Origin of the sequence: Parabacteroides sp. PF5-9 (genome assembly GCF_029893105.1) — a bacterium.
Lineage (GTDB): Bacteria > Bacteroidota > Bacteroidia > Bacteroidales > Tannerellaceae > JARXWG01.
In genome coordinates this window covers 26393-42078 of record NZ_JARXWG010000024.1, presented here as the reverse complement: position 1 = coordinate 42078, position 15686 = coordinate 26393, and the positions used below count along the sequence as shown (strand labels likewise).

At 40.2% G+C, this 15686-nt stretch carries 11 protein-coding genes; 6 read left to right on the top strand and 5 right to left on the bottom strand.

From position 1 onward, the window contains the following. Nucleotides 1-67: 67 nt before the first annotated feature. Complete coding sequence (locus M2135_RS12960) at nucleotides 68-478, bottom strand: response regulator (RefSeq protein ID WP_280748939.1); 411 nt, start codon at nucleotides 476-478, stop codon at nucleotides 68-70. 603 nt (nucleotides 479-1081) lie between these two features. On the opposite strand from M2135_RS12960, the gene M2135_RS12955 reads away from it, so the two are divergent. Genes M2135_RS12955 through M2135_RS12945 form a run of 3 tightly spaced genes read left to right on the top strand, consistent with a single transcriptional unit; the run spans nucleotide 1082 to nucleotide 4836 of the window. Beyond that, the gene (locus M2135_RS12955) at nucleotides 1082-2932 is read left to right on the top strand and encodes an SLC13 family permease (protein ID WP_280748938.1); all 1851 of its coding nucleotides are present in this window, start codon (nucleotides 1082-1084) and stop codon (nucleotides 2930-2932) included. A 55-nt stretch (nucleotides 2933-2987) separates the two neighbouring features. Further along, complete coding sequence (locus M2135_RS12950) at nucleotides 2988-3938, top strand: phosphatidylglycerol lysyltransferase domain-containing protein (RefSeq protein WP_280748937.1); 951 nt, start codon at nucleotides 2988-2990, stop codon at nucleotides 3936-3938. After that, nucleotides 3892-4836 carry a GNAT family N-acetyltransferase gene (locus M2135_RS12945; protein ID WP_280748936.1) on the top strand — a complete coding sequence of 315 codons (945 nt, stop codon included), beginning with the start codon at nucleotides 3892-3894 and terminating at the stop codon, nucleotides 4834-4836. The genes M2135_RS12950 and M2135_RS12945 overlap by 47 nt, the downstream gene beginning before the upstream one ends. Here M2135_RS12945 and M2135_RS12940 read toward each other — a convergent pair. The 4 genes from M2135_RS12940 to M2135_RS12925 form a co-directional block, all read right to left on the bottom strand. Next, on the bottom strand, nucleotides 4833-6197 hold the full coding sequence (locus M2135_RS12940; RefSeq protein ID WP_280748935.1) for a sigma-54 dependent transcriptional regulator: 1365 nt from the start codon (nucleotides 6195-6197) through the stop codon (nucleotides 4833-4835). The two genes, M2135_RS12945 and M2135_RS12940, sit on opposite strands and share 4 nt — an antisense overlap. 307 nt (nucleotides 6198-6504) lie before the next feature. Then, nucleotides 6505-8997: an ATP-binding protein gene (locus tag M2135_RS12935; RefSeq protein ID WP_280748934.1), complete on the bottom strand. Its 2493-nt coding sequence runs from the start codon at nucleotides 8995-8997 to the stop codon at nucleotides 6505-6507. Nucleotides 8998-9324: 327 nt separating this feature from the next. Then, nucleotides 9325-10311 carry a glycoside hydrolase family 43 protein gene (locus M2135_RS12930; RefSeq protein ID WP_280748933.1) on the bottom strand — a complete coding sequence of 329 codons (987 nt, stop codon included), beginning with the start codon at nucleotides 10309-10311 and terminating at the stop codon, nucleotides 9325-9327. A 29-nt stretch (nucleotides 10312-10340) separates the two neighbouring features. Then, nucleotides 10341-11549, bottom strand: a complete 1209-nt coding sequence (locus M2135_RS12925) for an L-serine ammonia-lyase (RefSeq protein ID WP_280748932.1) — start codon at nucleotides 11547-11549, stop codon at nucleotides 10341-10343. A gap of 482 nt (nucleotides 11550-12031) precedes the next feature. Here M2135_RS12925 and M2135_RS12920 point away from each other — a divergent pair, with 482 nt between their 5' ends. The 3 genes from M2135_RS12920 (at nucleotide 12032) to M2135_RS12910 (ending at nucleotide 15532) form a co-directional block, all read left to right on the top strand. Then, the gene (locus M2135_RS12920; RefSeq protein WP_280748931.1) at nucleotides 12032-12631 is read left to right on the top strand and encodes a rhomboid family intramembrane serine protease; all 600 of its coding nucleotides are present in this window, start codon (nucleotides 12032-12034) and stop codon (nucleotides 12629-12631) included. Between the two features lie 83 nt (nucleotides 12632-12714). Then, entirely contained in the window at nucleotides 12715-14163 is a 1449-nt protein-coding gene (locus M2135_RS12915) for a hypothetical protein (RefSeq protein ID WP_280748930.1), read from the top strand. After that, nucleotides 14135-15532 carry a GDSL-type esterase/lipase family protein gene (locus M2135_RS12910; protein ID WP_280748929.1) on the top strand — a complete coding sequence of 466 codons (1398 nt, stop codon included), beginning with the start codon at nucleotides 14135-14137 and terminating at the stop codon, nucleotides 15530-15532. The genes M2135_RS12915 and M2135_RS12910 overlap by 29 nt, the downstream gene beginning before the upstream one ends. The last annotated feature ends 154 nt before the right edge of the window (nucleotides 15533-15686 follow it).

The following is a 15686-nucleotide window of genomic DNA, read 5'->3' as shown; positions in this document are numbered from 1 at the left end:
ACAAATTAATCCATAAAAGGAGAACGATATGAGTCAAAAACCCTACATACGAACAAGTAATTCTACATTATTTAACTTGCCACTCGATATCCGGGCAATAGTTACTAATTGTAGACTTCAGTACTTTCTGGTTGATTGGTTTTGTAATAAAATCAGAAGCGCCTGCATTTCGGGCATATTCCATATCCACATCAAACGCATAAGCAGATTGCATGACGATCGGAATGGTTTTATCCGTTTTTCTAATCTCTACTAAAGCTTCTATACCTGTCATCTCAGGCATCTTAATATCCATTAGAATTAAATCGATCCCTCCTTCTTCAAATAATGTAATGGCTTCCTTTCCCGTTTTAGCACGTTTTAAATTGCAGAATTTTGATAATATGGTATAAAGCAATAGATAGTTACTATCTTCATCTTCAGCGATCAAGATAGTTCTTCTCGTATTAGGAAAAGTTTCAGTAGTTCCTGTATTCATCCCTTTTGTTTGTAGTGATTGTTCTCTGATATCTAATGATAGCCAGAGAGCCTTGTTTTACTTCCGCCACAAAAATAATAATTATTTCGTACAAAAATTAAATAATTATATTTTTTAAATATTCATTAATCAAAAAAGCAAACATTTCTAAATATTCAATAACTCAGACAACACACCAATGAGCAATTATGTTAAATTAACATCGTTAAAACACAGAAGCACAAAAACAATATATTAATACTAAACACAACAACGTCAAATAATAACGAAGTTATCGTTTTGCTATCATTCTTTTTTCATCAACTGGTTATAACGTTTTTTTAGTTTTACAAATAACTTCAAACCAGATTACTCTCATTTTTATCGAGACAAAGCGGGTAGGTTTTGAATAAACTGAGGCGGAACAAATCGATTTTTAACAAAAAACAATAGACAGCCTTCCTGTGTTGCCCCCAGACCGACACATTGGTCGTTCACGACAGGCCATTGATACACAGCATCTTTATTTCATCACAAAATAAAAGCTATTCGAACCACTAAACTTTTTAAGAATGTTTGTAGTTTTACTCTCTGAAATGGATCTTCAAACAATAATACGTTCTTATGCTCACAACGCTTATTATTCTGGCTGTTGCCGCCTTTTTCTTTGTCAACGGAAAAATACGTTCAGACATTGTCGCTCTATGTGCATTAGTGCTCCTTATTTTATTTAACATCCTTACTCCGGAAGAAGCGCTTTCGGGATTTGCTAACTCCATCGTTATTATGATGGTTGGCTTGTTTGTGGTTGGAGGCGCTATCTTTAAAACGGGATTGGCTAAAATGATTAGTGGCAAGATTCTGCAATTAGCCGGAAAAAGTGAAATTAAACTATTCATATTGATTGTACTGGTGACAGCCTTTATAGGAGGGTTTGTCAGTAATACCGGGACAGTTGCGTTAATGCTTCCTATTGTTGTGAGTATGGCTATGAGTGCTAACATCAGTCCGAGTCGTTTTTTGATGCCAATGGCATTTGCCAGTAGTATGGGAGGTATGGCAACTTTAATCGGAACTCCGCCGAACTTAGTCATCCAAGGGGTACTTGCGCAGCAAGGATACAATGATCTTTCGTTCTTTTCTTTTACACCTGTAGGGATTGTCTGTATTGTTATCGGATTAATTGTGCTTATACCTTTAAGTAAATTTTTCCTCACCAAAAAAGAAGAGAAAAAAGGAGAAGAGACTTCATCCAGTCGTTCTCCAAAAGAATTGGTTCAAAAGTTTCAATTGACCGATAATTTATTCAGAGTCCAAGTCGGAATGCAGGCTACGATTGCCAATAAACGGTTAGTCGATCTGAATATCACTCAGAGATATAACATCTCCATACTGGAGGTCAGACGCAAATCCACCACTCAGGGACGATTCCTTAAAACTGTCGATCAAAAACTGGCCGGACCCGATACCGAACTTCTGCCTGGCGACATTCTTTATCTGTTTGGAGCATTTGAACATATCCAACGTTTTGCCGAAGAGAATCAACTTGAAATGACTGAATCCAAAGTGTCTGAATTTGCCGGTCCAGAAAAACTAAGCGTACAGGAAATAGGAATTGCAGAGATGTTACTGACTCCCGATTCAAAACTGATAGGCAGAGCGGTTAAAGACTCTGATTTCCGGGATAAATACGGAGTAAATGTATTAGGTATTGAACGCAATGGGAAATATATCCTTTCAAACATTAAAGATATAAAGATGCATTCAGGGGATATCTTATTGATTCAAGGCACATGGGAAAATATCACCTTTTTAAGTAAAAAACAGACCAATTGGGTCGTATTGGGACAACCCATCGAAGAAGCAGCCAAAGTAACACTTGACTATAAAGCGCCATTAGCGGCATTAATCATGCTTCTCATGATTGTTGCTATGGTTACACAAGTAATTCCGGCAGTTGCGGCAGTACTCATAGCTGCAATATTAATGGTGTTGACCGGATGTTTCCGGAGCGTGGAAGATGCTTACAAAACAATCAATTGGGAGAGTATCGTTTTGATTGCAGCCATGCTTCCTATGTCATTGGCTTTGGAAAAAACAGGAACCTCCGCACTTATTTCCGAGAAATTGGTAGGCGGGCTGGGTGATTATGGTCCGATCATTCTTATGGCGGGTATCTATTTCACGACCTCGTTGATGACGATGTTTATCAGTAATACGGCTACCGCTGTACTGATTGCTCCTATTGCGATGCAGTCGGCACTGGCTATAGGTGTAAGTCCCTATCCGTTCCTTATGGCTGTTACAGTTGCTGCCAGTATGTGCTTTGCTTCTCCGTTTTCTACTCCACCCAACGCTTTGGTGATGTCGGCTGGAAAATATACATTTATGGATTACGTAAAGGTCGGAATGCCTTTGCAGATTATTATGGGTATTGTCATGATATTTGTATTACCTTTATTATTCCCATTCTAAACATTTAAAGGCGATCAGGAGTTTTACTCGTAACAAATTTAAGTTTCATATAAAAATGGAAATACCATTTAAACCGATCACATTAGAAGATAAGGAGGTGATTACCTCTTATACAATGTCTTCAGATTACCGTAATTGTGATTTTTCTTTTGCCAATATGTGCAGTTGGCGCTTTTTGTATAACAGCGAATTTGCGATTGTTGACGATTTTCTGCTGATTCGTTTCTGGATAGAAAATAAAAGTCGGATAGCCTATATGATGCCGGTAGGCAACGGTCATTTACAACAAGCCATACTGACACTCGAAGAAGATGCATTAAAACATGGACATCCTCTATTAATACTCGGTATAACCCTTGACGCTAAAGAAAAATTAGAAACAACTTTACCCGGTAGCTTTCATTATATTCCAGAAAGGGATTTTTATGATTATATTTACCTGAGAGAAGAGTTGGCATCCTTAACAGGCAAGAAATACCAAGCCAAACGGAATCATATCAACAAGTTTAAAAAACAATATGATTTTGAATATTTACCCATCACCCCCGATCTTGTTCCATTCTGTCTTGAACTGGAAAAGAAATGGTATAAAGCGAATCGCACAGAAGAAGGTGAAGATGAGTTAAGTGATGAACGACGTTCATTAACCTATGCATTACACCATTTTAGTGAACTGGGATTAAGCGGTTGTGGCATTTGTGTAAACAATGAGATTGTGGCATTTTCATTCGGAGCTCCGGTCAATCACAACACATTTGCCGTTCATATCGAAAAAGCAGACATCAATTATGACGGAGCATATGCTGTCATTAACCAGGTATTCGCGTCCCATCTTCCCGAACAATACATATACATCAACCGCGAAGAAGATTTAGGCATCCCGGGTTTGCGTCAGGCCAAATTATCTTATCATCCTTATGAACTTTTAGAAAAATACACAACGATAAAACGGACTATCCATGAGCAAAAAACAACAGATTATCGATCTCTGGAAAACCAGCTTTAACGATAGTGATACATTCATACAATTCTACTTTAACAAAGTATACAAAGATGAAAACGCGCTCACGATAACGAAAAACGGAAAAATAATCTCTGCTCTTCAGCTGATTCCTTACGACATGACTTATGGAAAAGAGACCATCAGTGTCGGTTATATATCAGGCGCATGTACCGATCCTTCCGAACGAGGCAAAGGTTGGATGCATCAACTTTTGCTTCAGGCATTTGAGATGATGAAAGAGCGAAACATGACAATAACAGTATTGATTCCTGCAGAGAAATCACTTTTCTATTACTATCAGACACAAGGATATACTCCTGTTTACGACTACTCCCTACGTCTGTTTTCAATAAAAGAACCTGGATCGATAAACAATCATATACAGATTAAACCCTTAAATGAGGAACTCTTTCATTCTTCCTATATCTATTTTGACCGGAAATTGCGAGAAAGACCAATGAGTATCTTGCATTCTGAAGATGATTTCAAAAATATTGTGACTGATAACCGGCTGGATGGAGGAGATGTTGCAGTAGCAACTAACGAAAAAAATGACGTTACAGGGATCGCCTTTATTTCTTTTGCGGAAGACAAAAAGATCATTATAAAAGAAATACTTTATAATCGGGAAGAAATAAAAAACGCACTGTTAACAGCTATCGCCAATCATTATAAAACACCTCAGTTAATCTACAAAACCCCGCCGTCTCTACCCGACACACATCCATATGGCATGGCTATGGTTATCGATCGGCAGAAGATGATTACCTTATGGAAAGCTACTAATCCGGAGAATCCACACTCCTTCGATTTACTAAACACAATGAATATACAGGAACTAACCGCTCTTACATTGGGGTATAATGAACGAAAAGCATATATGAATCTGATGATGGATTAATTATCCAGATTATATAACTTCATCTTGTTGTACAATGTCTTGCGGTCTATACCCAGTAAACGGGCTGCCTTAGCTTTATTGTATCCCGATTCCCGAAGTGCTTGCTTAATCAGATTGGATTCATGCTCCTCCTTTTTTAACGAACCGATAGAAGTCGAGGTAGAAACCGGAGCCGAAGAAGCAACAAACAACTCTGCCGGCAAGTCGCCTTTCCTTATTTTTCCTCCTGTAGCCAAAAGCGTTGCATATTTAATCGTATTCCGCATCTGGCGAAGATTTCCCGGCCAGTTATAGGCTTCTAATATCTGATAAGTCTCCTCATCAAATCCTTGAATATGCTTATTCAATTCATTGTTAGATAGATTCAGGAAATGATCCACAAACAATTTAAAATCTTCTTTACGTTCTTTTAAGTCCGGTATACGGATCGTAAACTCATTGATACGGTGGTAAAGATCCTCCCTAAAATCTCCTCCCGAGATATTTTCACGTAGATTCTCATTCGTTGCCGAAATGAGTCGAATATCGATTGTTATTTCCTGATTACTTCCGATCGGTTTGACTTTACGTTCCTGCAAAGCACGGAGTAGTTGCATCTGTACTTCATAAGAGAGATTACCTATCTCATCCAGAAAGACAGTTCCTCCTTGTGCCGCAACAAAAGCACCGGTTTTATTGTCTATAGCCCCGGTGAATGACCCTTTCATATGACCGAAGAACTCTGATGCTGCCAGATCCTTGGGTATAGCACCGCAGTCTACGGCAATAAAAGGACCTCCTTTACGATTGCTTTCTTCATGAATATAACGTGCCACATACTCTTTGCCGGTACCACTCGATCCGGTAATAAGCACAGACATATCGGTCGGAGCCACCAATCGGGCATGATCATATAATTGAATCGCAGCAGCACTCTTGCCTACAATATATTTTCCTGAAAAAGAGTCGGTATCAGAAGAATGTTGTGTACGTGGTGGAGCATCCTGTTGTTTTGCTGAAGAATTTCCCTGAAGTGTTTCATTGATTTTTTTCAAAAGATCATCCGGATTCACCGGCTTGCCGATATAATCAGAAGCACCCAGCTTTATAGCCTGAACCGCAGTCTGTACCTCAGCATAGCTGGTAATCATAATCACCGGAATAGTGATCGACTTTTCGTTCAGCCATTTCAGTAAATCAATACCATCTCCGTCCGGCAAACGTAAGTCAGAGATCAGCAAATCATAGCCTTTCTTTTCTATTTGCTCTTTTGCCTCATTAACAGTAGATACAGCTATTGCATCAAAACCTTTCTTCTTTAGCCAGGTAGTTAACATTAAGGAGAAAGTGATATCATCTTCTACAATTAATATGGAAGTCATTCGCTTTTGTATTTGGTTGCGTAAAAGTAGTGTTTTTCATTCAAAAAAAAAAGGCATCCCCCTAAAGAGATGCCCTTCACTTCTTAATGTTTTTGGAGCTAAATATCTTCAAAACTTTGATATAACGGTATAAATGTAGAAACGTTTGTTTGATCATTATAGTACCAATATTATACCAGAATAGTTATTTTCTCCTCCAAAAATATTAAAATATTAATTATCAACAAATTAACCTGTTTGGCACATAAAGAAGCCTTTCCAAATACATGGGGAATCCGTCCACATGTGTGGAAATTTTCCACACATATCATTCCACACTCGATTCAACTTCCTCCACAATAGAAGAGGCTTGTCTGATGACATCTGTCAGTAAATGCATCCAACCGGAGTCGGTTAATTCAAAATCATTACGTTCCAATATCCGCAAATGCTGCACCAGTATATTTGCCCCCAACATGGTAAACAGCGGAATCAGTTTATGAGCGAGACGCGCCGCCTCTTTCCTGTCATTCTTCTCCAGTGCACCCTGAAGTAATGTTATACTTTTATTTGTTTCCGCGGAGAACGTTTTCAAAATCGAGGCAGATGCATTTTTGTCATTCGCAGCAAAAGCCGTCAATGCACCTGTATTCAAGTTTTTCTTCTTTATTTCTTCCGGAAAAATCTGGTTCAAAAGAGTCACCAGCTGTTCTGTGGTAAAAGGTTTACTTAATGAGTCGGTAAATCCGGCATCATGATATACTTTTTTATTCTCTCCGACTGTAGCTGAAAGCACGACCACCGGTAAGGTTTTCGCATCAGGCAAATCTGATCCCCGAATCTGTTTCACCAATGCATACCCATCCATTTCCGGCATCTGGATATCCGTTAATACAATATCAAACGAATCGGTTCTCAATAATTCCATAACAGCCTGCGGGTTGGTACACGAAACCGATCGGATATTATTCTGTTTTAAGATCGCTTCCATCAAGGCTAACTGCAATAAGTCATCGTCTACCAAAAGACAGGTGATGTTCTTGCCTGAAAAAGCAACACTTTTTTCTTCGTTCGCTGTCACTTCTACCTCTGAAACAGACTGGTTTTCCGCCAACGGTAATGGCAAGACCACCGTAAATGTACTGCCTTCACCAGGAACACTCTGAAGCAAGAGTTCTCCATCCATTAACGCAACTAACCGATTCGTTATAGATAAACCTAATCCGAAACCTTCTGTTTTTTCAGATCCGGCCAAACGTGCAAACTCTCCAAAGATCTTTTTCTGTTCTTCCTGCGGGATACCTGCACCGGTATCCGTTACAGTCAGAATCAGTTTAGATGGCGTTTCTCCATTTTCATCTTCGTTTGTCGTTGCCAACTGGCTACAATCGATCGTGATGACCACTTGCCCTTTCGACGTGAATTTGATCGCATTAGAGACCAGATTACCTACGATCTGACGAATGCGTACCACATCCCCGACAGAGATCTTCTCTGGATCACCTTTAATGTCAAGAACAAGTTCAAGCCCCTTTGCAGAAGCCTGAGGTTTGAAACTCTCATATATCTCACGAAACAAATCCGATAATTTAAAAGCGACCTTGTGTAATTCCATTTTACCTGTTTCAAGACTTTCAAAATCCAATAAATCATTCACTAAAGAAAGAATATGTGCAGACGATCCACTCATATTTTTAAGATATTGTTGTTGCTGTTTGTTCGGATTCGAACGCAACAGCAGTTCAATATAACCAATAATCGACGATAAAGGAGCGCGGATATCATGACTGATAGTCATAATCAACCGTTCACGTGCTTGTAATAGTTTCTCGGCATACGTTTTCGCTTTCTCCAGTTGCTGGCGATAGAATCGACTCTTGGAGATATCCCGCATGATGAAGTAGATAAAGGCAAGCGTTACAAAAATGGTTATCAGGCCAATAAAATTAATCAGATTAGAGGTATCTTCTACCAAATCCTGTCGCTCCTGCATACGTGCAAAAGAGGCTTCCATCTCTTCCTCTTCCATATCGCGGAGTATTTGATTAATCCGTGATGTGATCATACTGTTATCATACCGCAATGTCGGTGAGCGATTGATCAATACTTCCCGCATCTGTTTTTGTTCATTAGCTACCGCACGACGAATATCTTGCAATGTACTCGAAAGCAGTTCAAACGGATCATACACATTGACTATGGTATCTTTCTGCACCTGCTGATTCGCCGAAACAAGTATAGCCGTATCAACCACTTCCGGTCGGAAAACATTTGCTACACGACGTATGAAATTTCGTTTCTGTCGTTCAACAACCACCGTATCCTGCTGCACATCACTCCGTTCCTGTATCGTTATCTCTTCGATCAATTCAGCCCCTTTAGCCAATGCATTATTAATCCTTTTTGCATATAAATCGGCATTAGCTTCTTTGATCAGGCCAAGTAAATCACTCGTATTTGCGCGTTTTCTTTCAAGCAACATATCGATGGTATCAATTTTGAGCAATTGAAGGGTATCAGTCACCAACAGTCGCAAGGAATCAATGTTGGCATGTGCTTTATCCAACGTCTCATTGAAATACGTGAAATCTTCCCCGTCTTCAGTATTAAGTAACTGACCCATCGTTTCACTCTCATAGACCAGAGACAAGATATTTGTGACAAGATAGATTTTTTCTCTCGGCACACTGTTAATATCATCTTCATTCGCTAATCGTTTGGTAATATTAAACAGATAAATAACCGCTCCTACAGCAATAAGAATAAGCAGTATATATCCCAAAAGGATTTTACGGGTAGTGAGTTGTTCGTAAGGTTTCATAGTCCGAAATTATTTATTGTTCTTTTGTTCATCTATATTTAAAATCCAACATTAAAAAAGTCTCTTTTGGTGGCTGTAACACAATTCTCCGATCGGTCAGAAAAAGCCATTAAAGCCGTGTTATACGGATATAATCCGAACAACTATCGTATCGGTAAAAGAGGTTACAAAAACCCGATTACGTAAAAATATAAACAACTAATATTTGCTACCTCAAAGATAGGTTACTGCCTAGATACCGTTATATCACTATTTAATAGCAGTAGAATATGCAAACAAAAGCAAAGATAGTGGAATAATATAATGAGTAAAAACTGTTTTACAACATTATTTGATCGTTCGCGCTTCAACACCTTCAAATGTCATGACGATCGGATTTATAAATCCGTTTTCATCAAAAGTCATTTGATCAATACAGGTCACACGATGATCACGTCCTTTATTATCCAACGGACGACGATGATACACAATATAATAATCCTCTGTTCCGGGTATTTGCATCAATGAATGATGTCCGGCACCTGTTGCGATCTCCAGATCTTGTTGCAAAATGACACCAATCCGGTTGAATGGCCCAAACGGAGAATCGGCTATCGCATAAGCGACCGAATAATCATCACGAGTCCACCCACCTTCACTCCACATAAAATAATATTTCCCGTTCTTTTTGAACATAAATGGTCCTTCCACATAATTTTCAGGAGTCACTTCCTTATACATCTCACCATCCTCGAAAGGAACAATAGCCGTAAAATCATCGTTCAACAAAACCATATTACAATGTTTCCATCCGCCGTAATACATATAATACTTCCCGTCATCATCCCGAAAAACAAACTGATCGATCGGTTGAGCGCCATTCACGATATCATTAATCAACGGTTTACCTAATAAATCTTTATAAGGACCTTCCGGGCGATCACTTACCGCAACCCCAATCCCTCCGATTTCACCTTCATGCACATCGTTCGCGCCAAAAAAGAGATAATACTTCCCATCCTTACGAATCACAGCTGGTGCCCACATCGCTCGTTTCGCCCATTTAACTTCGTTATTGTCCAGTATAGAAGCATGTTTGGTCCAGTTTACCAGATCTTTCGACGAAAAACAATCAAAAAATGTTTGATTGTCAAAAGCGTCACTCCACGTCGGGTAAATCCAATAGGTATCATCGTAAATGATCCCTTCCGGATCGGCATACCACCCTTCAAAAATCGGATTTCCACTTTTCACAATTTCTCCCGTTTGTTTCTGCTGTTGTCCGCATGAGATCAATAGCGTTAGTGTTGCAATGACATAAACAGTCGTTTTCATTTTCATTAATTAAATTATAGAATTAGTATTTATGATCTCTTTTCCATGTTTTTAGCCAGTCCTCCTTCAGATGTCTCTTTGTATAAACTAGGTAAATCATGCCCTGTCTGACGCATGACCTCTACCACCTGATCAAAACTGACCCGGTGTTTCCCATCCGAAAAATTCGCATACGCATTGGCATCCAATGCCCGGGCAGCAGCAAAAGCATTTCGTTCTATACAAGGAATTTGTACTAAACCGCAGACCGGATCACACGTCAATCCCAAATGATGCTCCAACCCCATCTCTGCGGCATACTCTATCTGCGCAGGCGTTCCGCCAAACAACTGGCAAGCCGCACCGGCACCCATGGCACAAGCCACACCGACTTCACCCTGACACCCCACCTCTGCTCCTGAGACAGACGCATTTGTACGCACCACATTCCCGAATAAACCGGCCGTCGCCAATGCACGCAGAATACGTGAATCCCTGAATTCACGCGAATCCTTTAAATGATACAATACAGCCGGCAATACCCCGCATGATCCACAGGTCGGAGCCGTCACAATCTCTCCCCCACTGGCATTCTCCTCCGACACGGCCAATGCATAAGCATATACTTTCCCGCGTCCTTTAATACTTCCGCCATACCCTTTGGCTCGGATCAGATAATCCGAAGCTTTCCGGCGAATACCCAGTCCACCCGGTAGAATACCTTCCGTCTCCAATCCTCTGACTATCGCCTGCTGCATGACCTGCCACACCTCAGCCAGATAATCCCAGATCTCAGTTCCTTCACGTTGTTCGACATATTCCCAATAGGAATAACCTGTTTTCTCGCACCACAATTGGATATCATAAATCGTATTCATTTCATACACTTCGGCCGTCTTCAATTCATTAAAATCTTCATTAGCCAAAGTACCGCCACCAATGCTGTACACCGTCCAGGATTCCAATAGATCACCTTTTTCATTAAACGATTCAAACTGCATACCGTTCGGATGAAACGGAAGAACGATTTTGGGTTCCCACACAATATTCGTCGGAGCTATCGGCTCTAATACTTCCAGAATAGCCACATCTGTCATATGCCCTTTCCCTGTTGCAGCCAGGCTTCCATACAGCGTCACAGTAAAACGAGAAACAACACTGTTTCGTTCCAAAAATAGTTTAGCGGCTCGCATCGGCCCCATCGTATGGCTACTCGACGGCCCATGTCCGATACGATATATTTGTTTGATAGACTCCATCTGTTCTTATTTGTGTTTTACTTGATCAAAACTGCACACGAATTGTTGGTATACAAAAGTATGGAAATAAACTGACTTCTTCTAATCATTTTCTTAAAACGATAAGATCCTTTTTTTACATCGATCCGGACACTTTTCTGTTAGAGGTACGTCTAAAATAATTTAGAGGTAGGTGTAAATCAATTTAGAGGTACGTCTAAATTCGTTTAGAGGTACCTCTAACAAAAAACAGACCTACCTCCTACAGAAAAAGGAGTTATACAAAATCGGAAAACCGTCGAAATAATCCGAATAAATAATGTAAACCAGTCGCAAAAACAGAATGCGTTTAAGTATGTTTCAATCGACCAAGCCTTCCGAATCGTACAAACAACAAACATTTATGGAATAACAACATAAGTGGCTTTTATTTTTATCGTACACGCTTATTAATGCTGATTTTTATGTAAGTTTGCACCTTTTTAGTATAAAAAGCAGACAAAATGATAACTTATCTGATTATCGGTATTACGGCCGTTCTCTCCTTTCAATGTTTCTCTAACAGAGCCTGGTTTATGCGGTTGGCCTTTATTCCGTTTCGGGTTGTACGGGATAAAGAGTGGTACCGGTTGATCTCCCACGGGTTTATTCATGCCGATATGATGCATCTGTTGGTAAACATGTTTACTTTCTGGTCATTCGGTCTTTATATGGAACGGACTTTCGAATGGATGGGTTCAGGGAAATGGGGATTTCTGGGATTGTATTTCGGAGGGATGATTTTTGCTTCTGTGTACGATCTGATCAAACAACGCGATAACTCATTATATGTTTCCATCGGGGCTTCAGGTGCTGTATCTGCGGTTCTGTTTTCATCCATCATCTTTGATCCGTGGGGGAAAATTCTACTGTTTGCCATAGTGCCGATTCCCGGAATCGTCTTTGCGTTATTATATCTACTCTATTGTCAATATATGGCCAGACAGGCCAATGATCATATCAATCATAATGCGCATTTTTATGGAGCACTCTACGGTTTTGTATACCCCATACTACTGCAACCCTCTTTGTTGCAGCATTTTATTTCCAATCTAAAACTATAATGGATAGACAGCAAAATCGGTTTGTTTCAAATTCATGTTCCTAATATTATACCTATATTTGCAGCCACGAAAAGAAAAGGTTAATGGAGAATAAAAATTATATGGGCCATTTATTGGCTTTACTCATCTTTACCCTGATCATCTGTTTTACTTTATATGAATTACCGGATCATATGCTGGGATTCAAAATAAAGCGAATCGATCTGTTTTCGGATATACGTATAAAATCCAACAACCAACTGGCCGACTCGCTTCAAATCCTATTGGCACAGGAAGATTCGATTCAAATAGATTCTGTTGCCGTGATGGATTCAATCGCACTGACTACCGGTTTAAATACGCAGGTATTGGCACAACGGGATTCATTATATAAAAGTTTGTTTTCGCCCGATGGGATGGATGGAACCGGAGAACGGATCGAGGATTATTCACCCGGACATATCGGTTTGAAGCACTTTTTTACGGCGCTGAATAAACAAGAAGAGATCAATCGCCCGGTACGTGTCGCTTTCCTTGGGGACTCTTTTATTGAAGGTGATATTCTTGTTGGCGATTTGCGTTCGGGTCTGCAAAAAATATTCGGAGGACGAGGAGTCGGGTTTATTCCTATTCACTCCGTTTCCGCGCAATATCGACCGACGGTCGAGGCCGTCTCCGACGGTTGGAAAACATATTCGATCATGGCGGAGAAAAATCACAACTATACACTACCCGGCATGTTTTTTGAACCACAAAGTCAAGAGGTCTCCATGTCGATAAAAAGTACAAAATATTTTTCAGAAAAAATAACTGCCTCTTCATTAAAGCTGATATACAATCAGAATAAACAGACAGTCATGTCTCTGAAGATAAATAATGAGAGCGATTCATTGACACAGGTGCTTCCACCTACGCAAAAAATTACGCAAACCGTATTAGAGGGTGAATTTACCGATGCCCAGTACACCTTTACAGAGACAGATGGATTCCGTGCGCTTGGAGTCGCTCTGGAAGACAATACCGGGATTGTTGTAGATAATTTCTCTTTACGGGGTAATTCAGGGATAATACTTGATCGGTTATCCGCCAAACAGTGTCAGAGTTTTTCGGAGATTCGTCCTTATGATCTGATTATCTTGCAATATGGGTTGAATGTTGCCAGTCAGGATATGCTCGAATACGGCTGGTACGTACAGCGGATGGTTCATATTATCCAGCATATTCAGACCTGTTTTCCCAATACCGACATTCTATTGTTAAGTGTTTCCGATCGGGCCTATATGGAAGACGGTAATTTTAAAACAATGCCGGGCATCATGGCATTAGTACATGCACAACGCCAGATCGCCAAACGCGCCGGAATACCTTTCTGGAATATGTTCGGAGCAATGGGAGGAGAAAACAGTATTGTGAAATATGTTGAAAACAGCTGGGCTAGTAAGGATTATACCCATTTAAGTTTCCGTGGAGGGCGTGAGATAGCTACCGCACTGATAGATGCTTTAATCAAGGAAAAAGAGTTTTATGAGAAAGCAGAGGATGCCATACATTAGTCTTTCTCTGTTGCCGGTTATACTGGCTATCAATTTTTGCCTTCCACAATTCGTGAGAGGGCATATTATTCATATTCCTGATTCGTTACCACCTATAACAGTTCAGGTAAACGACTCGTTATGCATCATTACTGATTCTGCTTACACACTAACTCCTTTTTTTAAGGAATTAAAGGCTTTACAGGATGGCAAAGATACCGTGATCTCCATCATACACCTGGGAGATTCGCATATACAAGCGGGATATTTCAGCGGACAAGTGATGCGCCTATTGCAAGATGAATTTGGAAATGGCGGCCGTGGATGGATTGCTCCGTTCAAATTAAGCAAGACCAATGAACCGGATGATTATTATATCAATTCGGTCGTTAGAAACTGGGAGACAGGTCGAATTGCTCAAAACAAACAGAAAACAGCTATTGGACCGGGGGGTATCGGAATCAAGACAGATGCGCCATCAGTCAATTTTGAGTTAAAAATTACCCCTGTCAATGGTGTCGGTTATTCATTCAATCAGGTTGTTTTCTATCGAAGTAAAGGGTCTATGCCGATGTTGCCGGCTGGACCACTGAAAGAGTCTGTTCAGGTCTCATTGGCGACCGACACATGTATGGACAATATTTTAGCCGATACTTTCCGTATTCATTGTCTGACCGATATCTTCGAACTGCACAGCACACGACGTAAACGAGGAACAGACGAACTCCTTCCGGCTGCTGATTTCGACAATATTTACTACGGATTCAGTCTGACCAATGGCGGATCGGGTCTCTTATATCACTCCATTGGTGTCAACGGAGCGATGTTTGTCAACTATACGGATGAAAGCTATATCCGTCAGTTGGCACTTTTGCACCCATCCCTGTTAATTATTTCCCTGGGGACAAACGAAACTTTCGGACGACGGTTTACCGCTACCGAGTTTACCAAACAGATAGATGCATTCATCGCACTGATCAAAACACATCTGCCTAATACAACATTACTGTTCACTACGCCCCCCGAATGTTTTCGACGTGCCTATGTGAATAAAAAATATACCTACGTGCGCAACGAGAATATTGAACGTGCCGCCAAGGCGATTGTCAACTATGCCCGTCAACATGGAATCGCCTGTTGGGATATGTTTGCTATTACTGGCGGAAAAAACTCCAGCAAGAAATGGTACGACGCTGAACTCTTTAGTGCCGATCGCATCCACTTTCGAAAAGAGGGTTACCTGCAACAAGGGTATTTGTTCAATCATGCATTGATAAAAACATATAATCAACAATTGGTTCTCGAAAAAACAGCAACATCCGTTACTGGGGAAGAGATCCAGGATTCGTTACAAATGGTTAATGATAGTATCTTTGCAAAAAAACAATAGAATCCGGATACGCATCATAAAGTAGAAGATTAAGACTATATGACGATTGGCTATTTAACATTGGAAGAAGCAATAGAGATCACCTCAAAGTGGCTGAAGCAATTTTTGGCTCCTGAAAACTGGCAGTTCTCCACCGAGAAACTGACAGATCTGT